This is a genomic window from Parahalioglobus pacificus, assembly GCF_014652275.1.
GTDB classification, from domain to species: Bacteria; Pseudomonadota; Gammaproteobacteria; order Pseudomonadales; family Halieaceae; genus Parahalioglobus; species Parahalioglobus pacificus.
The window spans coordinates 449,858-470,723 of the sequence record NZ_BMYM01000002.1 but is presented as its reverse complement, the minus strand read 5'-3'; the positions used below and the strand labels follow the sequence as shown (position 1 = coordinate 470,723).

The 20,866-nt window shown below is 58.3% G+C and carries 16 protein-coding genes; 9 read left to right on the top strand and 7 right to left on the bottom strand.

Going from position 1 to position 20,866, the window contains the following annotated elements; translation table 11 throughout:
- Position 1: 1 nt before the first annotated feature.
- From IE089_RS10885 to IE089_RS10875, 3 genes are all read right to left on the bottom strand, one after another.
- Positions 2 to 1,837, bottom strand: coding sequence for a tetratricopeptide repeat-containing sulfotransferase family protein (locus tag IE089_RS10885; RefSeq protein WP_189477844.1), 1,836 nt, complete (start codon positions 1,835 to 1,837; stop codon positions 2 to 4).
- A gap of 18 nt (positions 1,838 to 1,855) precedes the next feature.
- Positions 1,856 to 3,676, bottom strand: a complete 1,821-nt coding sequence (locus IE089_RS10880) for a tetratricopeptide repeat protein (protein ID WP_189477843.1) — start codon at positions 3,674 to 3,676, stop codon at positions 1,856 to 1,858.
- A 72-nt stretch (positions 3,677 to 3,748) separates the two neighbouring features.
- Positions 3,749 to 6,574, bottom strand: coding sequence for a TonB-dependent receptor plug domain-containing protein (locus IE089_RS10875; RefSeq protein ID WP_189477842.1), 2,826 nt, complete (start codon positions 6,572 to 6,574; stop codon positions 3,749 to 3,751).
- A 255-nt stretch (positions 6,575 to 6,829) separates the two neighbouring features.
- Between IE089_RS10875 and IE089_RS10870 the strand changes: the two genes are divergently transcribed.
- Positions 6,830 to 7,429, top strand: coding sequence for a YhgN family NAAT transporter (locus IE089_RS10870; RefSeq protein ID WP_189477841.1), 600 nt, complete (start codon positions 6,830 to 6,832; stop codon positions 7,427 to 7,429).
- 8 nt (positions 7,430 to 7,437) lie between these two features.
- Here IE089_RS10870 and fba read toward each other — a convergent pair whose 3' ends face one another.
- From fba to tkt, 4 genes are read right to left on the bottom strand one after another with little or no spacing between them, the layout of a single operon-like run.
- On the bottom strand, positions 7,438 to 8,502 hold the full coding sequence (gene fba / locus IE089_RS10865; RefSeq protein ID WP_189477840.1) for a class II fructose-bisphosphate aldolase: 1,065 nt from the start codon (positions 8,500 to 8,502) through the stop codon (positions 7,438 to 7,440).
- A gap of 43 nt (positions 8,503 to 8,545) precedes the next feature.
- A complete protein-coding gene (locus IE089_RS10860) occupies positions 8,546 to 9,718 on the bottom strand; it encodes a phosphoglycerate kinase (RefSeq protein ID WP_373294728.1) in 1,173 nt (390 codons plus the stop codon).
- A 55-nt stretch (positions 9,719 to 9,773) separates the two neighbouring features.
- Entirely contained in the window at positions 9,774 to 10,793 is a 1,020-nt protein-coding gene (gene gap, locus IE089_RS10855) for a type I glyceraldehyde-3-phosphate dehydrogenase (RefSeq protein WP_189477839.1), read from the bottom strand.
- Between the two features lie 8 nt (positions 10,794 to 10,801).
- Positions 10,802 to 12,799, bottom strand: coding sequence for a transketolase (gene tkt, locus IE089_RS10850; RefSeq protein WP_189477838.1), 1,998 nt, complete (start codon positions 12,797 to 12,799; stop codon positions 10,802 to 10,804).
- A 150-nt stretch (positions 12,800 to 12,949) separates the two neighbouring features.
- Here tkt and IE089_RS10845 point away from each other — a divergent pair, with 150 nt between their 5' ends.
- From IE089_RS10845 to IE089_RS10810, 8 genes are all read left to right on the top strand, one after another.
- Positions 12,950 to 13,972: an ArsR/SmtB family transcription factor gene (locus IE089_RS10845; RefSeq protein ID WP_229802712.1), complete on the top strand. Its 1,023-nt coding sequence runs from the start codon at positions 12,950 to 12,952 to the stop codon at positions 13,970 to 13,972.
- A 20-nt stretch (positions 13,973 to 13,992) separates the two neighbouring features.
- Positions 13,993 to 15,156, top strand: a complete 1,164-nt coding sequence (gene metK, locus IE089_RS10840) for a methionine adenosyltransferase (protein WP_189477837.1) — start codon at positions 13,993 to 13,995, stop codon at positions 15,154 to 15,156.
- A 97-nt stretch (positions 15,157 to 15,253) separates the two neighbouring features.
- Positions 15,254 to 16,645, top strand: coding sequence for an adenosylhomocysteinase (gene ahcY, locus IE089_RS10835; RefSeq protein WP_189477836.1), 1,392 nt, complete (start codon positions 15,254 to 15,256; stop codon positions 16,643 to 16,645).
- 9 nt (positions 16,646 to 16,654) lie between these two features.
- Positions 16,655 to 17,494 (top strand): methylenetetrahydrofolate reductase [NAD(P)H], encoded by an 840-nt coding sequence (gene metF / locus IE089_RS10830; protein ID WP_189477835.1) that lies wholly within the window; start codon positions 16,655 to 16,657, stop codon positions 17,492 to 17,494.
- Between the two features lie 13 nt (positions 17,495 to 17,507).
- Positions 17,508 to 18,242 carry a 16S rRNA (uracil(1498)-N(3))-methyltransferase gene (locus IE089_RS10825; RefSeq protein WP_189477834.1) on the top strand — a complete coding sequence of 245 codons (735 nt, stop codon included), beginning with the start codon at positions 17,508 to 17,510 and terminating at the stop codon, positions 18,240 to 18,242.
- Between the two features lie 160 nt (positions 18,243 to 18,402).
- A complete protein-coding gene (gene gshB, locus IE089_RS10820; protein ID WP_189477833.1) occupies positions 18,403 to 19,362 on the top strand; it encodes a glutathione synthase in 960 nt (319 codons plus the stop codon).
- 3 nt (positions 19,363 to 19,365) lie between these two features.
- Positions 19,366 to 20,235, top strand: a complete 870-nt coding sequence (locus IE089_RS10815) for an energy transducer TonB (RefSeq protein WP_189477832.1) — start codon at positions 19,366 to 19,368, stop codon at positions 20,233 to 20,235.
- 33 nt (positions 20,236 to 20,268) lie between these two features.
- Complete coding sequence (locus IE089_RS10810; RefSeq protein WP_189477831.1) at positions 20,269 to 20,859, top strand: YqgE/AlgH family protein; 591 nt, start codon at positions 20,269 to 20,271, stop codon at positions 20,857 to 20,859.
- Positions 20,860 to 20,866 lie beyond the last annotated feature (7 nt).

Genomic DNA, 20,866 nt, shown 5'->3' with positions numbered 1-20,866 from the left:
GCTAGTCCCCGTAAGGCGCAAACAGTTCGGGAAGAACATCTGCAAACTTACGCCAGTCATCCAGATGATCGCTGGTAATCGCGCTACGCACCTGACGCTCACTGAAGGTAAAGCTGGGCTGGTCCGATTGCCTGGCTGCGAGGCTGTCCGATTGCCACTCAAGGTCGCAGAACTCGGCCAGTCGCTGTCCCTGCCCCTCTGGGTCCTGAGCAAAGGTGGCAAGATCAACGTCAATGACACGGTCGGGATCAGCGCCAGCCCAGTGATCCATATACCCGTGGGCAGTCTGCCAGGCGTGCGCGATCGCGTTCGGGTCGCAGGCATAGTTGTGGTCAGCCGGAAAAGGCCTGAAGTAAATAGACAAAGCAATGGCGCGTGGATCGCGACGCATCTGAAGCACACGGGCCTCTGGAAACAGGGATAGCGCCAGGCCAACGTGCAGATAATTGTGCGGCATCTTGTCAGTGAGCACCGCGGCATCCGCCGGGTTTAACTGCCAGTATTGATCGGCCAACGCTTGCCACTGCTGGGACGTCATTTGCGCGGGTTCCGGTAATCGCCCAGCAGACTGCTCACGCTCATAGTGAGCTGCCACAAAGCCAAGGGCATCACTCTCGCCACCGGCTTGCACCGTCGGCAACCCCGCCAGTACACGCTCGATCAGGGTCGTGCCGCTTCTGGGCATCCCAACGATAAACAGCGGGCGCCGCTGCGAGGATGGTGCCGTCGCCAGACCCGATCCATAGCTGGCAATGGTTGCTCGAAGCCTGTTGTTCTCTCGCTTGGGATCATAGCGAGTACCCAGCGCCGTCATGGCGGACAACTGTTCCCCGTTGGCCTCACGAAGGGCTTGCGCGGCTGCCGAGTAATCATCACTGCGCCTGCTCGCCTCCGCCAGGGCATAGCTCATCAGCTGTCGGTTGTAGTCGGTGGTGGTGGCCTCATCGCGGTAACGCTTCAGTGCCACCGCAAGTTTTGGTAGAGCCGTTTCCGGCAACAGCTCCGCCAGGATCGACCAAGCCTGCCCCAACGCTTTATCGCGCAACACAGCTTTCTTGGCCGACACCAGTGCGCCCTCGTCATCGCCACTGAGGCGAGCAACGCGAGCACAAAGCAGATGAAACTGCCCATCCGTTGCACCCAAATTCTCCGCCAGTGCCAATTGCTGGCGACAAGCGTCAAGCCGGCGCGCCAGCAAATACAGGTCAGCAAAGCGCACATGGTCTGCGGCTGAGGGAGTCACCAGCCCCATATAGCGCTCAAAGGATTCTATAGCCAGCGGGTAATCGCGAAGATGGCCAGCGGCCACCGCTAGTGCATTGAGCAGTTCTGGTTGGTCGGGGTGTTGCGCGCATAACTGCCGATACAGACTCACTGCGCCGTCCCACTGGCCTAGAGCGGTCAGTGCTCTCGCCATCAAACTCGCCGTGGCAGCCTGGGTCATGGGGCAGGCCTGCAACAGTATCGCTGCTTCCTGAGCCTGACCTAAACCCAACAACAAATCGGCGATGGCACAGGAAAAACCCTCATCGCCTGCAGCCAGCTTAGCCGCCTTATTCGCCGCGGTAACGGCTTCGTCAGTGCGCTGTTGTTGTTGCCGACACAGTGCCAGGTTAAAGGCGATATCAGCGGCATCCGGCTCCAGCGCCTGCGCACTTGCCAAATGTTCGCCTGCGTTTTCGAGGTCCCCGCTTTGCATCAGCAAGGTGCCCAAGCCATACAGCACGCTGGCATTATCGGGTGTATCGGCCAGGGCCGCGCGGTACAACTGTTCCGCTTGGGTCAGGTCACCGCTCTGGTGGGCGCGCTCCGCGTCACGAATACGGTCTGTGGTCATGGAGGTCTATTGCACCAATCAGGGTTGTGGAATGACATCGAAGGGCGCAGTGAGCCGGAAGTCCGTGTCCGGCGCTTCAAAGTCGTAGGTACCGTGCCAGACATAAGACGGGAACAGGGCTAGCTGCCCGGGCTCTGGGCGCACTATGCGCTCGATAACTTCGCGCTCACCCAATCCCAGAGCGCTCTCGCCAAACTTAATGCAACCCGCATTGGACTCAGACCCCATGCCGGAGGGCAGGTGAATGTAACAAGCTGAGCTAATCCACCCCTCGGGATGCACATGGTTAACGTGGTAGCCACCGCTGTATAGGCGCACTGACCAAGAGCCGGAAAAGGTGAAATTCTTCGACCGCCTCGCATACAGAGGGTGGGTTGGATCCGTGGGCATATCCTCGATATAGCGCGACACAGCACGTGTCAGCAGTTCACGATAAACCTGTATCAAAGGGTCGGGCTTATGCAGCAGCCTGCCGGGTGTCTGGGTGCCACTCACCAGTGTCTGTCGCATGGGTGCGGCGCGTGTGCCGTGCATACCCAGCAGCACTTCTTGTAAGGCTTGAAGAAACTCGGGCAGTGAGGCATAGCCAGGTGGCGTATCCAGAGTCAGCACTCGAACATCCCGCTGATAGTCAATCAGCCACTGGTAACGGGGGTCATCCAACAAACGCCAGCAAGTACCCTTTAGTGCCCAGGTAAGTTGGTTATCAGGGTCCTTGGACTGCAAGGTATCCAGCACTGACAACGCCGCGGGGTAATCCCCTTCGATGATCAGCAACCGCGCCAGCCCATGCGCAGTATCCGTATCGGGGGCTTGCTGTAGCGCCGCTTCGAAGTCTCTTCGCGCCTGGGCATAATCGGCCCGGTTTGCCGCCAACTCGGCGGAGGCTCTCAATAACGCGGGTGAGGCCTGGATACTCATGGCTTCATCCAGCGCCTGGGCAGCGCGGTCAAACTGACCGGCATTGATCAATACCTGCACCAGCGACTCGCGAAGGGAAATATTGTCGGGTAACGCCTTGATGGCCTCCCCGTAAGCATCGGTAAAGTGGGCAGTATCACCCTGCTGCCAAAGTAGCTCGCTCATCGTTTCATGGGCCAGCACATAGCCGGGGTCACGGGCCAATGCCGCCTCATAATGATGGCGCGCGGCCTCGTAATCCCCCAGCTCGAAGTGCGCGTTCCCCCAATTCAACTGCACCTCGGCGAGAGTGGGGGCCAGTTCAGCGGCACGCGTGAAATAGGGTAAGGCGTCCGCTGGCTGTTCATTCAACTTCAGTGCCAAACCCATATTGTGCAGCGCGCTGGTGTAGTTAGGTTGTGATGCCAGTGCCTGGCGATAATAGCGGATCGCTGAGACATACTCATGGGATAGCCGCTCTACATTCCCCAGAGCGGTGAGCACTGATGCGTCATTAGGCTGCTGTTGATTGACCTCTTCCAGCACTTCCCGCGCCTCTTCCAGGCGCTCCATCGAGAGCAGTAACAAGCCAAGGTTCTTCCGTGCCTGCAAGAAAGCAGGGTTGATCACCAGTGCTTCGCGGTAGTGTTGCTCCGCTTCATCCAGGCGCAGGAGCTTCTTCAGGCTGTTCGCCAGATTACCGTGGCACTCGCTCTGCTGGGGGAAGGCTCGCAACGATGCTTCCATTGCGGAAGCAGCCTCGGAATGGCGCTCCAGCGCCGCAAGGGAAAGGCCTTTCAGGTGAAGAAAATTAGGATCGCCGGCCGATCTGGCGAGCAGTTTATCCAGGTTTTGAAGCGCCAGTTGCGGACTTGTTCGCAGCTGCTGGGATAGCTGGGCCAGTAGGGCCTGGTAGCGCGCCTGAGGATTATCGGCCATGAGTACTTTTTAGGTGCAAAAAAAAACGGCGGGGCTGGGCCCGCCGCTTTAGTGTAGCAGTCTAGCGTTCGGTTAGAACGTGTAAGACGCGCTCAGGAAGTAACGAGGACCGAACAGTGAATACGTCTCAGGGAACGTATTCGCCTGCTGCTGGGAATCACCCAGCGCCGTCGGCTCAGTATCGAGCACGTTCAAGCCACCGAAGCTGAGGGTCAGACCCTGCTCGAAAGCGTACGACACAGTCAGATCAAGGTAGTACTCATCATCGATCGTGGGTACAACCAGGTCTGTTGCACCTGCATTCTCGATTTGATCGTCGTCGGTCTCACCGATGTACCGCAGCAGACCTGAGAAGGTCCAGGCGCCAGTGCGCAAGGTAGCTCGGGTGTTCACCAAGATTTCAGGCAATGGGTTACCGCATGTGTTACCGAAGTTACCGGCACATACATCAACGCGATCAGACAGCTCAGCCACAGGTGTGACATCGTACTCATCGAGGTAGGTTCCGTTGAGGCTGATGTCCAGAGTAGACCCGTTACCACCGATGCCAAAGCCGAAATCAGTGCTGTAGTAGACGTTAAAGTCGACACCTGATGTTTCGATTGTACCGATGTTGGCGTTGAGGACATTTACGAAGTCAACGTTGCCATCTGCCCTACGATTGACTGCTTGACAGAACGCGGAGCCAGCATTTTGGATCACGTTGTAACACAGATCCAAAACATTAGTCACGCTGCCACCCAATACCGAGATAGCATCTTCAATCTCAATATCGTAGTAGTCGATCGTAATATCCAGGCTATCCGTCGGCTGCCATACAACACCCGCTGTGTAGGTATTAGACGTCTCTTCAGTCAGGTCGGGGTTGCCACCGAACCGGCCTTCAATCTGCGAGTTCGCCTGCGTAAAGTTACCCACCTGGCTCGCTGCAACGCCGGTAGCGACACAAAGGTCACTGTTTGTTACACCGGGCTGGAAGCCACCTGCGGAACATGGATCGTCCGCTCCAGGGAAGCCGTTTGCATTTCCGCCAAACAACTCGGAAACGTTAGGCGCACGTACCGCTTCTTGATATCCAAGTCGGAACTTGACGCTCTCAATGGGCGCGTAGTTGATCGCAGTCGCGAAGCTGTTTACGCGGTCGTCCAAGTTTGAATAGTCCGAAGTACGCGCTGCACCCCACAGGGTCAAATCTTCCGCCAGGGGAGCGCCTTGAAGCAGGGGAACGCTGACCTCACCGAAGAACTCAGTTGCTTTGTAGCTACCGATCGTCGGCTCACCGGCATTGAATCCGAGAACGTCGCCTGACGCCAAGAAGGTATCCGGACGGAAAGAAGACTCATCGCGACGATGTTCATATCCCAGCACAACCGAGACGGGGTATTCTGCTGTGGGCAGAGTAAACAGGTCACCGAAAACGCTGGCCTGAATCACTTCTTGCTCAATGCTGGTGATGTTTGTTGCACCGATGTTCACGAAGTCGATGGCTTCCTGGGAAATATTGCCTGCACCAAAAATGTTCAGCGGTACACAGCCACCCGAGGGATCCTGACACGCGGTGCCAGCATCGTTGGTTGCAACAGCCTGAATGAATCGCGATGCCGACACATCGTTGTTCAAGGCATTGCTGTTATCCAAGTTAGAGAGGCTGTAGTAAGCGTCGTACGACCAGTTGTCGTTGATATCGCCATCAACACCCACCAAGACGCGGAATGCATCACGGACATCGATAGACTGACGGGAGCCATTTTCAACCATGCGACGGCCAATAAAGGCCACGTAGTTGCCATCGTCATTGAGTAAGGATTCCCCGTCCTCATTCACAGCACCGTTGAGTGCAGCCTGAGCATCCGCTGACAGGAAGGCGCTGTTGGGGTTGATTTCAACTGTGGTGAACGCAGGGGTCGGTGCCAGTTCTTGAGGAACCTTGTTGTAAGAGTACGCAAACTCTCCGTACGTACGCACGTGCTCGTTGACGTCATAGTGAGCGAACGAAGACACCAGGTAACGCTCTTGGGGCAACTGCAGGAAGTTATCGGGCGCGTAATTGAAGCGGCTATCGGGCTCAATCCAAGGCAATGCTTCGCCATTGGGGCCAAATGTACCGAGGTCGAAGCCAGCGCCAGGCACAGCAGGCCCGCCGAAGATACGGGTTCCGGGCACACCAGAGGAGCCGCCGGGAACCAGTCTGTCACCACTTTCGACTAGCGCAACGTCTGAAAAGCTGCGATCGCCTTGGAACAGTGCCTCACGCTTGCTGTAAGAGGCATAAACAACCGCATTACCGCGCCCATCGGCGAAGTTACCGCCCATGGTGATATCCATGTTGTACTTTTCTGCATCACCCTCATCGGTGATGTCGTACAGGCCAGTAATCTGCGCGCCTTCAAAGTCGTCAATCATTTCAAAGTTGACAACACCAGCGAGAGCATCTGAACCGTATACAGCGGAAGCACCGCCCGTGACCACATCAACGCGTTTGATCAACGTACCCGGGATCGAGTTAAGGTCAACGACGCCCGTCTGTGTGGCGGGAATCCAACGACGGCCATTCACAAGCACCAGCGTTCTTGAGGATCCGAGACCGCGAAGGTCAACTCGAGCGGTTCCATCGCCCGGGTTGTTGGAGCTTGGCCCGAACGCCGGCAGCGTCTGTGGCAGCTCGTTTAGCTTTTGTTCAACGTTAATCGTTCCAGACAACTGGAACTCTTCAGCGTCGACGGTTGTATAGGGACTAACTGCCTCCAGGTCCGGACGACGAATCCTTGAACCTGTGATGACAACCTCTTCGATCATTTGCTCTTGTGCAGTCGCCAGCTGAGCTACGGGCATGGTTGCAGTCACTGCACCTGCGCCGATAGCAAGCCTGACTGCAGAAGTCAGCTTGTTCGTCTTCATTAATTACCCCTGTAATTACATTAAGAACGTTCTTGTAAGTAAGTGATTACCCGTATCGCGTTGGTCATGGGCATCGCGAAAATGGATGTATCACTCGTGAAACGGACTTTAAAAGTTCCCCCTCAATGATTGCTATGTGAAAAATTCACAAAGATCGGAATAGAAATTACAAAACCCGGGTTCAGGGCCGGTTTATGGGCCCCTCTGCCCCGTCAGGGGTATACTCGCGCCTTAATCAATGCGGAACGACAGAGCATGGACAGTATTCTGGCCACCTTTATTACCCTGGTATTTGTGATGGACCCCCTGGGTAATGTGCCCATATTCCTGTCGGTTCTGAAAGATGTAGACCCCAGACGCCGCCAGTGGGTGATCTTCAGGGAACTGCTGATTGCACTGGTGGTGCTGCTTTTATTCCTGTTTGCCGGCAGTGCCGTGCTTCAGGTCATGGGCCTGCGCCAGGAATCCGTGAGCATTGCCGGGGCCATCATCCTGTTCCTTATCGGTGTGCGCATGATCTTCCCCTCGCCCCACGGCATTATGGGTGACACGCCCGATGGGGAGCCCTTTATCGTGCCACTGGCGATTCCCGCCGTAGCAGGCCCTTCATCGCTGGCAATCGCCATGTTGATGGTAACTCAGGACCCTGACCGCATGTTGGACTGGACCATCGCGCTAGTCGCCGCGTGGGCCGTGGTGGCTGTTCTGCTGATGGCATCGCCACTGCTGCTCAGGGCGCTGGGGAACCGCGGTCTGATCGCCATGGAGCGCTTGATGGGGATGATTCTGGTCATCATCTCCGTGCAGATGTTCTTCGATGGGGTGCTGGCCTTCCTGCGGCCAGCACCAGTCTAGGCTGCCGCTCAGTTAACCGCCGGGGTCAGCTCACCTGCTTCATAGGCGATGTGCATGGCATCCAGCGACTTAACCCGGATGCTGGAGGCCTTGCCGGCTGTGTTGAAGGCTTCGTAGCGGGCCACGCAGATGTCGCGCATGGCCGTGGTGGTTTTGGCGAGGAACTTACGGGGGTCAAACTCCGCAGGGTTCTCGGCCAAAAAGCGACGCACGGCACCGGTTGAGGCCAGTCGCAGGTCGGTATCGATGTTCACCTTGCGCACACCGTGGGCGATCCCCTCCTGAATCTGCTCAACGGGCACACCGTAGGTTTCGGGAATTTCTCCGCCAAACTCATTGATCACCGCCAACCAATCCTGTGGCACCGACGAAGAGCCATGCATCACCAGGTGGGTGTTGGGAATGCGGGCGTGAATCTCCTTGATGCGGTCAATGGCCAGGATGTCTCCCGTTGGCGGCCTGGAAAACTTGTAAGCCCCGTGGCTGGTGCCGCAGGCGATGGCCAGGGCATCCACGCCCGTGGCTTTCACAAACTCTGCGGCTTCTTCCGGGTCGGTGAGCAACTGGTCGTGGCTGAGTTTGCCAACGGCACCAATGCCATCTTCTTCGCCCGCCTCGCCGGTTTCCAGCGAGCCCAGACAGCCAAGCTCACCCTCGACAGATACGCCACAGGCATGAGCCATACCAACCGCCTGACGCGTCACCGACACGTTGTAGTCGAAATCCATGGGGGTTTTCCCGTCTTCACCGAGGGAACCGTCCATCATCACTGAACTAAAGCCCAGCTGGATGGAGCGCTGACAAACCGCAGGCGAGGTGCCGTGGTCCTGGTGCACCACCACGGGGACGTGCGGGAACTCAGTCATGGCAGCTTCCATCAGCGCCCGCAGGAACGGGGCTCCCGCGTACTTCCGGGCGCCCGCAGAGGCCTGCATGATCACCGGTGAATCAGTGGCGTCCGCCGCTTCCATAATGGCGCGGGTCTGCTCCAGGTTGTTGACGTTGAAAGCGGGCACGCCGTAGTCATGCTCCGCGGCGTGGTCCAGTAGTTGACGTAGGCTGATGAGTGCCATGTCTAGCTCCTTAAGCGGTAAATATCAGGGTCAGGTTGGCCGGCTAGGCCTCGCTGGCCCGCTGTTCAAGAATGGCAACGGCGGGCAGTGTTTTGCCCTCTACATATTCGAGAAAGGCCCCACCCCCGGTGGAGATATAGGACACCTTGTCTGCGATGCCAAATTTATCAATGGCGGCCAGCGTGTCACCCCCACCGGCCAGGGAAAAGGCCGGGCTGGCTGCGATTGCCTGCGCCAGCGCCTCGGTGCCGGCGCCGAACTGGTCGAATTCGAATACGCCGACCGGACCATTCCACAAAATGGTTCCCGCGTTGGCCAGAATCTCTGCAATGGCAGCAGCGGATTCTGGGCCAATATCAAAAATCATGTCGTCCGGCGCAACATCTGCCGCGGCTTTCAAGCTAGCCTCAGCATCTTCGGCAAACGCCTTGCCCGTCACCACGTCAGTGGGCAGCGGAATCGCAGTTTCCGACGCCAGTCGACTGGCCTCGGGGATCAGGTCATGTTCACACAAGGAGTTGCCGACCGGGTGTCCCGCCGCCGCTAAAAACGTGTTGGCAATACCGCCGCCCACAACCAGTTGATCGACCTTTTGCGACAGGCTATCCAGCACGGTCAGCTTGGTAGACACCTTGGAGCCGCCCACGATGGCGACCATGGGCCTGGCCGGCTCACGCAGCGCCGTTTCCAGCGCATTGAGTTCACCTGCCAGCAGAGGCCCGGCACAGGCAACCGGGGCATATTTAGCCACCCCATGCGTAGACGCCTGCGCTCTATGGGCAGTGCCAAACGCGTCCATGACAAAGATGTCGCACAAACCGGCGTAGGCTTTCGACAGCTCATCGTCATCGGCTTTTTCGCCCGGATTGAAGCGCACGTTTTCCAGCAGGGCCACTTCACCGTCGTTGAGCTCCACCCCCAGTCGCCAGTCCTGCACCAGGATTACACGCTGGCCAAGTAGTTCGGTGAGGTGTTCAGCAACGGGCGCCAGAGAGTACTGGGCGTCATACTCACCCTCGGTAGGCCTGCCCAGATGAGACATCAGAATCACTTTCGCGCCGGCCTCAACAGCGGCCTTAATAGTCGGGAGAGCCGCTCTAATGCGCGCATCGCTGGTAACCGCGCCATCCTTCACCGGCACATTGAGGTCCTCACGGATCAACACCCGCTGACCGCCCAAGTCCAGATCATTCATTAACGTCACTGCCAGGCTCATGGCTCTTCCTTCTTTTTACACGCTCGCCCGCCTCGAACTGCGGGTGATTTCGTCCTCAGGCGGGGTCCAGCGACCCCCAGTATCGGGCCACATCCAGCATACGGTTGGCGTAGCCCCATTCGTTATCAAACCAGGTCAGCACCTTCACCAATCGCGCGCCACTGACCCGTGTCTGGCTGGCGTCGATAATGCTGGAGCGCGGGTCGTGATTAAAATCACAGGAGGCCAATGGCTCTTCTGTATAGCCCAGCACCCCGTCAAAGCGCGCACTGGCCGCATGAGCCAATACGCGGTTCACCGTGGTCACGTCAACGTCTTTGCTCACCTGTACCGTCAAATCCATGGCGGAGACATTCAGGGTGGGTACTCGCAGTGCCTGCGCTGTAAAACGCCCCGCCAAATGCGGCAGTATCCGTTCGACACCTTTGGCCAGCGCGGTATCCACCGGGATAATCGACTGTGAAGCCGCGCGGGTCTTGCGCAGGTCCGTATGGTGGTAGGCGTCCAGCACAGGCTGATCATTCATCGCCGAGTGAATGGTGGTAATGGTCCCATGCTCGATACCAATTTCATCATCCAGGGCGCGGATCACCGGCACAATGCCATTGGTGGTGCAGGATGCATTGCTAACGATAGTGTGGGCTGCGTCCAGCGCCTGGTGATTCACGCCAAACACGACAGTCGCATCAACATCCTGCGTTGCAGGTTGGGAAAACAGCACGCGTTTGGCACCACGGTCCAGATGCGGTTGCACCGCCGTACGGTCGCTAAACGCACCCGTGCACTCCAGCACAGTATCCACACCCAGATCAGCCCAGGGCAGCTCGGCCAATGCCGGTTGGCGCAACAATGCAACGCGCTCACCGTCTATGGTGAGACTGTCTGCATCCCCTTCCAACGGCACGGGAAACCGGCCATGGGTCGAGTCATATTTACTCAGATGCAGCACTGTCCCGGCATCGGCCAGCTCATTGATGGCAACCACCTGCATGCTGGCGCGGTGCGCGCTCTCGCACAGCGCTCGCAGCACGCTGCGGCCAATACGGCCATAGCCATTGATTGCCAGACGCTGCACCGGCAGTCCTACAGCAGCACGTCTTCCACGGCAGCAACAACGTTCTCTACCGTGAAGCCGAAGGTCTTCATCAAGTCACCCGCGGGTGCAGATTCACCGAAACTGGTCATGCCGACAACGCGCCCATCAAGACCGACGTACTTGTACCAGTAGTCGGCGTGCGCCGCTTCCACAGCCACCCGTGCCAATAGGTCTGAGGGGAGCACGGACTCGCGGTAGGCGGCATCCTGTTGCTCGAATACCTCGGCACAGGGCATGGACACGACGCGCACCGCCTTGCCCGCCTGACCAAGCTGCTCTGCTGCTACCATGGCCAGAGACACCTCCGAACCGGTCGCAATCAGCACTGCCTCAGGTTGGCTGGCAGGTTCATGCAGTACGTAGGCACCGCGCCCAATGGCTGCAACCTGCTCCTCGCTGCGCACCTGGTGAGGCAGGCCCTGACGAGAAAACACCAGCGAACTGGGGCCGTCGCGGCGCTCGACTGCCGACTTCCAGCAGACTGCGGACTCTACCGCATCACAGGGTCGCCAGGTGTGCATGCCCGGCGTTGCGCGCAACGCGGTCAGCTGTTCGACAGGCTGGTGGGTAGGGCCATCTTCGCCTAGCCCAATGGAGTCGTGGGTGTACACGAAGATCACGCGCTGCTTCATCAAGGCAGCCATACGCACAGCATTGCGCGCATACTCCATGAAGATCAGGAAAGTTGCGCCGTAGGGAATAAATCCGCCGTGCAGGGCAATACCGTTCATGATGGCGGACATGCCGAACTCGCGAACACCGTAGTAAATGTAGTTACCCGCGGCGTCGCCACTGGTCACACCTTTGGCATCGCTCCATAGGGTGAGGTTGGAGCCGGCAAGGTCTGCAGACCCGCCCAAAAACTCTGGCAGCAGGGGGCCAAAGGCGTTCAAGGTGTTCTGTGAAGCCTTGCGCGAGGCAATGGTCTGGCCATCCGCCTGACACTGGGCGATATATGCATCGGCAGCTGCACTGAAGCCCTCGGGCAACTCCCCGGCCAGTCGGCGCTGAAGCTCACTGGCCATCTCCGGATGGGCCTGTGCATAGGCAGCCATTTTCGCATCCCAGGCAGTTTCACGCTGGGCACCGGTTTCACGAGCATCCCATCCCGCATACACATCTGCGGGAATCTCAAAGGCCGGGTGCGCCCAACCAATCGCTTCGCGCGTCGCGACGATTTCATCGGCACCCAGAGGGGCGCCATGACATGACTCGGTTCCCTGTTTGCCAGGCGAGCCCTTGCCGATCACGGTTTTACAACAAATCAGTGTGGGACGATCAGCGTCGGCGCGTGCGGCTTCAATCGCGGCCTTTACTTGCTCGGCATCATGGCCGTCCACGTCGGCGATGACTTGCCAGCCATAACTGTCAAACCGCGCGGGCGTATCATCGGTAAACCAGCCCTCGACCTCGCCATCGATGGAGATGCCGTTGTCATCGTAAAAGGCAACCAGCTTGCCCAGGCCCAATGTGCCCGCCAGCGAGCAAGCCTCATGGGATATACCTTCCATCAGGCAACCATCCCCCAGGAATACCCAGGTGAAGTGGTCTATCACATCAAAATCGGGGCGATTGAACTGTGCTGCCAGCGCTTTCTCGGCAATGGCCATACCCACGGCATTGGTAATGCCCTGACCCAGCGGGCCAGTGGTGGTCTCAACGCCCGGCGCATAACCGTATTCCGGGTGTCCAGGCGTCTTGCTGTGCAGCTGACGGAAATTTTTCAGCTCTTCCATGGGGAGGTCATAGCCACTCAGGTGCAGCAGCGAGTAAATCAGCATTGACCCGTGACCATTGGACAACACGAAGCGATCTCGGTTGGCCCATTCCGGGTTAGCGGGGTTATGGCTCAGGAAATCGTTCCACAGCACCTCGGCGATATCCGCCATCCCCATGGGTGCACCGGGGTGACCACTGTTGGCTTGTTGAACCGCATCCATAGCGAGGGCGCGAATAGCGTTGGCAAGATTGGTGCGCGAAGACATTACGATCTCCAGGGTCGGTAAAGGAATGCGGTATGCACGGGAATTTGAGGGCCGCTATTTTCGCGGAAACTGGGCCTTTGGGCAATGAAAGTCGCGCTATCAGCCGGGAAAAGAGCTCATGCAAGCTATATCAAAATATTTTGATATAGCTTGCTATCGCTGCTACACTCCGCGCCCATGCTTGCCTCCGCCATCAACGAACAGCCAGACGCTATGGCCACCGAGTCGCTGGACTCCCTGGTCAGCCTGTGCAAGGCCAGCGCAGACAGCCTGCGACTGCAGGTGCTGCGGGTGTTGCGCGGCGACTCCTTTGGCGTATCGGAGTTGTGTGAGCTGTTCGCCATCCGCCAACCGGCACTCAGCCACCACCTCAAGGTGCTGGCTGCTGCAGGGCTGGTGGCGACTCGCCGAGAGGGGAACTCCATTTTCTACTCACGCGCGGAACTGGGACAACGGCCAGAACTTCAGGGATTGCAGGACAGTCTGTTCACTGCCGTAGATGCGATCGTTCTGCCCGACGAACTCGTCAATCGGATGGCCGCCCTGCAGCAGCGCCGTGCCGCGAACTCCCAGGACTTTTTCAGGAACAACGCCGACAAGTTTCGGGAACAGCAGGACCTGATAGCCAGCTCCGAACAGTATGCTGACACTGTCGCGCAGGTTATTCAGGACGCGCCTCTGGCCAAGCGGGAAAGCGTGCTAGAGGTGGGGCCCGGAGATGGCGCCTTCCTCGACGTGCTCAGCCCAGGATTTGCGCGGGTGATTGCGCTGGATAATGCCGCAGCGATGCTGGAAACCGCTCGCGCACGAGCGAACGATCGCGGCCTTACCAATGTGCGCTTCATTCACGGCGATACAGGTCATAGCGACCTCCAAGCCGTGAAGGCAGATTGCATCGTGGCCAACATGGTTCTGCACCACACGCCTGACCCTGCGGCGGTGCTGCGCGACATAGCCGGCTGCCTGAACCCGGGCGGTGTGGTGGTGATTACAGACTTGTGCAGCCACGACCAGGCCTGGGCAAGGGAGAATTGCGGCGATCTCTGGTTGGGCTTTGCGCCCGAGGATCTCGCCAAGTGGGCGGGCCGGGTGGGCCTCACCGACATCGCCAGCGTATACCTGGCACAGCGCAATGGATTCAAAGTACAGGTGCGCCTCTTTGGCCACCAATAACGACATATCAGGAAACAACTATGAGTGAATATTCCCTGTTTACCTCCGAGTCAGTCTCGGAAGGCCACCCCGACAAAATGGCAGACCAGATCTCAGACGCGATCCTCGACGCCATCATCAAGGACGACAAAGACGCGCGGGTCGCGGTAGAAACCATGGTCAAAACAGGCATGGTTGTGGTGGCTGGTGAGGTCACCACAAGCACCTATGTCGATCTTGAGAACGTGGTGCGCGATGTCGTTAACGATATCGGCTACAACAGCTCGCGTGTTGGCTTCGACGGCGCCTCTTGCGCCGTGTTAAACGCCATCGGCCAACAGTCCCAGGACATCGCCATGGGTGTTAACGAAGGCGAAGGGGCGCACAAAGAACAGGGCGCCGGTGACCAGGGCCTCATGTTCGGCTACGCCACCAATGAAACCGACGTGTTAATGCCTGCACCCATCTATTACTCACACCGCCTGGTCGAAAAGCAGGCAGAGCTGCGCAAGAGCGGCGCCCTGCCCTGGCTGCGTCCGGATGCCAAGAGCCAGGTGACCCTGCGCTATGACGACGACGGCAAGCCTGTGGCGGTTGACGCCGTTGTACTGTCGACCCAGCACGACGAAGACGTTACTCAGGAAGAGATTCACAACGCGATCCTGGAGCAGGTCATCAAGGATGTACTGCCCGCGCAGTGGCTGCACAGCGGCACCAAGTACCACATCAACCCCACCGGCCAGTTCATTATTGGCGGACCTGTCGGCGACTGCGGCCTCACAGGACGCAAGATCATCGTTGATACCTACGGCGGTGCGGCACGCCACGGTGGCGGTGCGTTCTCTGGCAAAGATCCTTCCAAGGTAGACCGCTCGGCCGCTTATGCAGGCCGCTACGTTGCAAAGAACGTGGTTGCGGCCGGATTGGCGGACCGCTGCGAAATCCAGGTCTCCTATGCCATCGGTGTGGCTGAGCCCACGTCCATCGCCATTAATACGTTTGGTACCGGCAAGATTGACGATGCCCGTATTTCAGAGCTGGTGCGCGAGCACTTTGACCTGCGCCCCAAGGGCCTGATCGAAATGCTGGATCTGAAGCGCCCGATCTACCGCAAAACCGCAGCCTACGGCCACTTCGGTCGCGAGGACGCGGACTTTACATGGGAACACACTGACAAAGCCGAGGCCCTGAAAGCGGCGCGGTAAGCGTCGCGGGCACCGGGAAAAAATTCCGCTACTGTTGCGGACGAATCAATTTCGAATCTCTCAATAGCGTAGTTGCAGAACTACCGAGGAAAACACCATGAGCACTGCAGAACACATCGTGAACAGCACCGACTACAAAGTCGCTGACATTAACCTGGCCGAGTGGGGCCGCCGTGAGTTGGACATCGCCGAGGGCGAAATGCCCGCGCTGATGGCGCTGCGCGCCAAGTACAGCGACAGCAAGCCGCTGGCTGACGCCAAGATCCTGGGTTGTATCCACATGACCATCCAGACCGGCGTGCTGATTGAAACACTGGTACAGCTGGGCGCCGAGGTCCGCTGGTCCTCCTGTAACATTTTCTCCACCCAGGATCACGCTGCTGCGGCCATCGCTGCCGCGGGTGTCCCTGTCTTCGCCTGGAAAGGCGAAACCGAGGAAGAGTACGAGTGGTGCATCGAGCAGACCATCCTCAAAGATGGCAAGCCCTGGGACGCCAACATGGTGCTGGACGACGGCGGCGACCTGACTGCCATGCTGCATGACCAGTATCCCGACATGCTGGACAGCATCCACGGTATCACCGAAGAAACCACGACCGGCGTACACCGTCTGCAGGAAATGCTGGAAAAAGGCACGTTGAAAGTGCCCGCGGTGAATGTGAACGACTCTGTCACCAAGTCCAAGAACGACAACAAGTACGGCTGCCGACACAGTCTCAATGACGCCATCAAGCGAGGCCTGGACCACCTCCTCGCCGGCAAAAAAGCGCTGGTGATTGGCTACGGCGATGTGGGCAAAGGCTCGGCCCAATCGCTGTCACAGGAAGGCATGATTGTCCGCGTTACTGAGGTCGACCCTATCTGCGCGATGCAGGCCTGTATGGACGGCTTTGAGGTCGTTTCACCCTACATCGACGGGGTCAACGACGGCAAAGGTGGCACCATCGACCACGCACTGCTGCAAAACACCGACCTGATTGTGACCACAACTGGCAACTACAACGTCTGCGATGAGCACATGCTGAAGGCACTGAAGAGCGGTGCTGTGGTGTGCAACATCGGCCACTTCGACAATGAGATCGACACGGCTTACATGCGCCGCAACTGGGAGTGGGAAGAAGTGAAGCCCCAGGTACACAAGGTATACCGCGACCAGGCCAGTAATGATCACCTGCTGCTGCTCTCGGAAGGCCGTCTGGTTAACCTGGGCAACGCCACTGGCCACCCCTCACGCATCATGGACGGCTCATTTGCCAACCAAGTGCTGGCACAGATCTATCTGTACGAGCGCGGGTTCGCGCGCCTTGAGGACGCCCTCAAGCCCGCCGCACTGGCGGTTGAGGTCCTGCCCAAGAAGCTGGACGAAGAAGTGGCCGCACACATGGTTGCAGGCTTTGGTGGCGTGCTCACCAAGCTGACCAGCGAACAGGCCGAGTACATCAATGTCGCTGTAGACGGTCCCTTCAAGCCTGATACCTACAAGTACTAAGGACCTGTCATGAGTCGAACCACCGACCACATCAGCTTTGAGTACTTCCCGCCGAAAACAGAGGCGGGTGTCGATAAGCTGCTCTCAGAAACCGTACCCGCCCTGGCGGCGCTGGACCCCGAGTTCAGCTCGGTAACTTATGGTGCCGGTGGATCGACTCGCGAACGCACTATCGGTGTAGTAAACAGCTTGAAAGACAGTGGCGCCGATGTGGCGCCACACCTCAGCTTCGGCGGCGATGAGGCCGACACTATTGCGGCCCTGCTCAATAGCTATCGCGATGCCGGCGTGAAGCGGCTGGTCGCGCTACGGGGCGACCTGCCGTCGGGCATGGGAGGCTCTGGCCAACTCGTGTATGCCAATGAGCTGGTAGCCTTTGTGCGTGAACACACTGGTGATCACTTTACAATTTCGGTGGCGGCTTATCCGGAGATTCACCCTCAGGCAGAGAGCTACGATAAGGATGTTTATTATCTGAAAGGCAAGTTTGACGCCGGCGCAGACAATGCCATTACACAATACTTTTACAACGTGGAATCGTATTTCTACTTCATGGACCGCTGTTTGGCGGCGGGCATCGATAAGCCCATCTATGCCGGCATTATGCCCATCACCAACTACGCCAATCTCGCTCGCTTCTCCAAGAACTGCGGTGCCGAAATTCCCCGCTGGATCTGTCAGCGTCTGGAGGGCTTTGGCGATGACCAAGAGAGCGTGAACAAGTTCGGTATTGAGGTGGTCAGCCAGCTTTGCCAGACCCTAATGGACAATGGCGCGCCCGGCATTCACTTCTACACCATGAACCAGGTGGAGCCCACGCGACAGATTGTTGCCAACCTGGGCAGCTAAACTGCACAGGCCCATGAGAATCCCGCGCATCTACACACCAGGCCCGCTCACTGAAGCAGCCTCGGTCGTGCTGGATGCCTCCCCCAGCCAACATCTGGCCAAAGTACTGCGCAAACAGGTTGGCGACCCGGTTGTGATCTTCGATGGCCGGGGGTCTGAATACAGCGCCACCATTACGTCGGTGGATAAACGCGCCGTCACCCTTCAGGTCGGGAGCACTCGACTGAGCGACGTAGAATCACCGCTCACCACTGAACTTGCCATCGCAATCTCACGCGGGGAGCGCATGGACTGGGTGGTACAAAAGGCGACGGAGTTGGGCGTCTCAAAGATTACCCCGCTGATAACCGAGCGGGTTGAGGTGAAGCTGCCTGCAGACCGCGCCGCAAAGCGCATTGCTCACTGGCAGCAGGTTGCCGTTAGCGCCTGTGAGCAGAGCGGGCGCACCCGCCTGCCGGAGATTGCTACGATTACTCCGCTGCGCACGTGGCTGGAGGCCACCAGCTCAGAGCGTCGCTTTGTGCTTCATCATCGCGCAGGAACAACCGATGCTTTCGCCGGCCCCACTCCCGCCAGTGTCACTCTGCTGATCGGCCCTGAGGGTGGCCTGACCGCAGACGAGATTTCTGCAGCCCAGAGCTACCAGTTCGAGGCCCTGCAACTGGGGCCCAGAGTACTGCGCACAGAAACCGCGCCACTTGCAGCACTCACGCTCTTCCAGGCCCGCTGGGGTGATATCGCGGGCTAGGCGCCAGCAGCACCGCTGCGCAATCAGCCATTACCAGTCCATCGTGTCATGCAGCGGTCACAGTGCTGCTCTACCTTCACCCTCCGGGCGGCAGAGCTCTGCGCTTGCGCGCTCTATAGCCATTGCGTAACGTAGCACCCCCACCGAGGAGGGCAGCTTTATGGCCATCAAGATTGGCGTGGTGATGGACCCCATCGCCGACCTGAATTACAAAAAAGACAGCACCCTGGCAATGCTATGGGCCGCACAGGCCAGAGACTGGCAGCTGTATTACATGGAACAGAAAGACCTCTATCTGGACCAGGGCATTGCACGCGCACGCATGGCCGGCCTCACGGTTTTTCACGATCCCGAGAGCTGGTACAACCTCGATAACGCTGAAGACAGGGCACTGTCGGACCTCGACGTGATCCTGATGCGCAAGGACCCGCCCTTCGACAATGAATACATCTATAGCACCTACATCCTCGAGGAGGCAGAGCGAAAAGGCACACTGATTGTCAATCGCTGCCAATCCCTGCGGGACTGTAACGAAAAGGTGTTTGCCACCCAGTTCCCCGAGTGCTGCCCGCCAGTGCTGGTGAGCGCCGACAACGACCGCCTGAAGGCCTTCTACGCGGAGCACCAAGACGTGATCTTCAAGCCGCTGGACGGCATGGGTGGATCGTCCATCTTCCGGGTTAAGGCCGGTGACTCCAACCTGAATGTCATTCTGGAAACGCTGACTGACTTCGGTCGCAATACCATCATGGCTCAGCGTTACCTGCCCGAGATTGTTGATGGCGATAAACGGATCCTGATGATAAATGGCGAGGTATTGCCCTATTGTCTGGCACGCGTGCCTTCATCGGGTGAGCTGCGGGGAAATCTGGCCGCTGGCGGACAAGGCCGCGCACAGCCACTGTCGGATCGCGATCGCTGGATCGCAGAACAAGTGGGCCCCAGCCTCAAGGAGCGCGGGCTACTGTTCGTTGGCCTGGATGTCATCGGTGACTATCTTACCGAAATCAATGTCACCAGCCCAACCTGTATTCGTGAAATTGACAATGCCTACGATCTGGACATCGGCGCCCGCCTGATGGATTGTATTGCTGAGGTGTTAAAAAACCGGGGCGAGTAACGGGTGTACTACATTGGGGGCGAACGCGACGCCAATGCACGGATGAAAGTCGCCGTGGCGTTAGCTGCTGCACTGCATTGTGCACTGCTTCTGGGTGTCGGCTTCTCTGCACAAGCTCCCGGCCCCATTAACGCGACGCAAATTGAGGTCACACTGGCCTTCAATACCGATAGCACGGCACCCGATGACGCCACACATATTGCCCAGGCGAATCAAGCCGGCAGCGGTGATGAATCCACTGAAAACCAGCTCACCCCTGCCGCCAGCGCACCCCTGGTAGTGCCACAGGAGCAGCAGCGCAGCCAGCGGGAAGACAGAAACTTGTCGGAACAGGCCCGAGAAGCATCACTCGCCACGCGCTCGGCTAACGCAAGACGCATTCAGGCCGATGCCGCCGGTGGTGCAGTGCCTGCAGAAACACTGCTAGGCATTTACCCTGAAGTGGACCAACTGACCCGCGAGCTGGCGACACTGGAAGCGGAGTTGGACGAACAGACCCGCGCCTACTCTGACAGGCCCAGAACCCGCCGCATTACCTCGATTGCCAGTCGCTCTTCTGACGAGGCGGCCTATCTGCTGGACTGGCGGCGTCAGGTTGAAGCCGTAGGTAACCAGTATTACCCCGAGGCCTCACTGCGCTATGGCATCTACGGCAGCCTGCGGTTGTTAGTTGTTATTCGATATGACGGCGTGCTGGAAGACATACGCGTCTTGTCGTCCTCGGGCTATTCCGTGCTGGATGACGCCGCAGTGAAAATCGTGCGCATGGCAGCCCCCTTCGCACCCTTCCCCAATGAGTTGAGAGCAACCACGGACCGACTGGAAATCATCCGCACGTGGCAATTTCAGGAAAACGCGCTAAGCTCAGGCTAAACTCTCGAGCGCCATTCGTCACGGCCAAACTACATGCCAGGTACCCTTTGCACCCAGTCTTCCAAGGCGGGTGACAGTCTGCGAAATCACTTCCTACTGGCCATGCCGGGCCTGTCGGAGGGTATCTTTTCGCACAGTATTACCTACATCTGTGAGCACGGTGAGGGCGGCGCAATGGGCATTGTGATCAACCAGCCACTGGAGCTCACGGTTGCAGAGATATTCGATCACCTGCAGATCGACAGCCTGCGGGATTTTGCAGAGGAACCGGTGATGGCCGGCGGCCCCGTGCAAATTGATCACGGCTTTGTGCTGCATAAGGCTGACCAGGGCGACTGGGAGGCCAGCATTAAGGTCACCAAGGACATTACCCTCACGACTTCCCGTGATGTATTGCGTGCGATCGCTGTCGACGCAGGACCCAACGAGCACTTAATTGCGTTGGGTTACGCTGGATGGTCGCCGGGCCAATTGGAACAGGAGCTTGCAGAGAACAGCTGGCTCACGCTACCGGCAGACAGTGCTATCATTTTTGACACGCCCTGTGAGCAACGTCTGAATGCCGCTGCGGCCCAGCTGGGCGTGGACATGAACCTGATCTCCGGCCAGGCTGGACACGCCTGAACCGCCT

Coding starts and splice junctions, on each gene's coding strand:
- IE089_RS10885 (WP_189477844.1), bottom strand. CDS start 1,837: ATGACCACAGACCGTATTCGTGACGCGGAGCGCGCCCACCAGAGCGGT.
- IE089_RS10880 (WP_189477843.1), bottom strand. CDS start 3,676: ATGGCCGATAATCCTCAGGCGCGCTACCAGGCCCTACTGGCCCAGCTA.
- IE089_RS10875 (WP_189477842.1), bottom strand. CDS start 6,574: ATGAAGACGAACAAGCTGACTTCTGCAGTCAGGCTTGCTATCGGCGCA.
- IE089_RS10870 (WP_189477841.1), top strand. CDS start 6,830: ATGGACAGTATTCTGGCCACCTTTATTACCCTGGTATTTGTGATGGAC.
- fba (WP_189477840.1), bottom strand. CDS start 8,502: ATGGCACTCATCAGCCTACGTCAACTACTGGACCACGCCGCGGAGCAT.
- IE089_RS10860 (WP_373294728.1), bottom strand. CDS start 9,718: ATGAGCCTGGCAGTGACGTTAATGAATGATCTGGACTTGGGCGGTCAG.
- tkt (WP_189477838.1), bottom strand. CDS start 12,799: ATGTCTTCGCGCACCAATCTTGCCAACGCTATTCGCGCCCTCGCTATG.
- metK (WP_189477837.1), top strand. CDS start 13,993: ATGAGTGAATATTCCCTGTTTACCTCCGAGTCAGTCTCGGAAGGCCAC.
- ahcY (WP_189477836.1), top strand. CDS start 15,254: ATGAGCACTGCAGAACACATCGTGAACAGCACCGACTACAAAGTCGCT.
- metF (WP_189477835.1), top strand. CDS start 16,655: ATGAGTCGAACCACCGACCACATCAGCTTTGAGTACTTCCCGCCGAAA.
- IE089_RS10825 (WP_189477834.1), top strand. CDS start 17,508: ATGAGAATCCCGCGCATCTACACACCAGGCCCGCTCACTGAAGCAGCC.
- gshB (WP_189477833.1), top strand. CDS start 18,403: ATGGCCATCAAGATTGGCGTGGTGATGGACCCCATCGCCGACCTGAAT.
- IE089_RS10810 (WP_189477831.1), top strand. CDS start 20,269: ATGCCAGGTACCCTTTGCACCCAGTCTTCCAAGGCGGGTGACAGTCTG.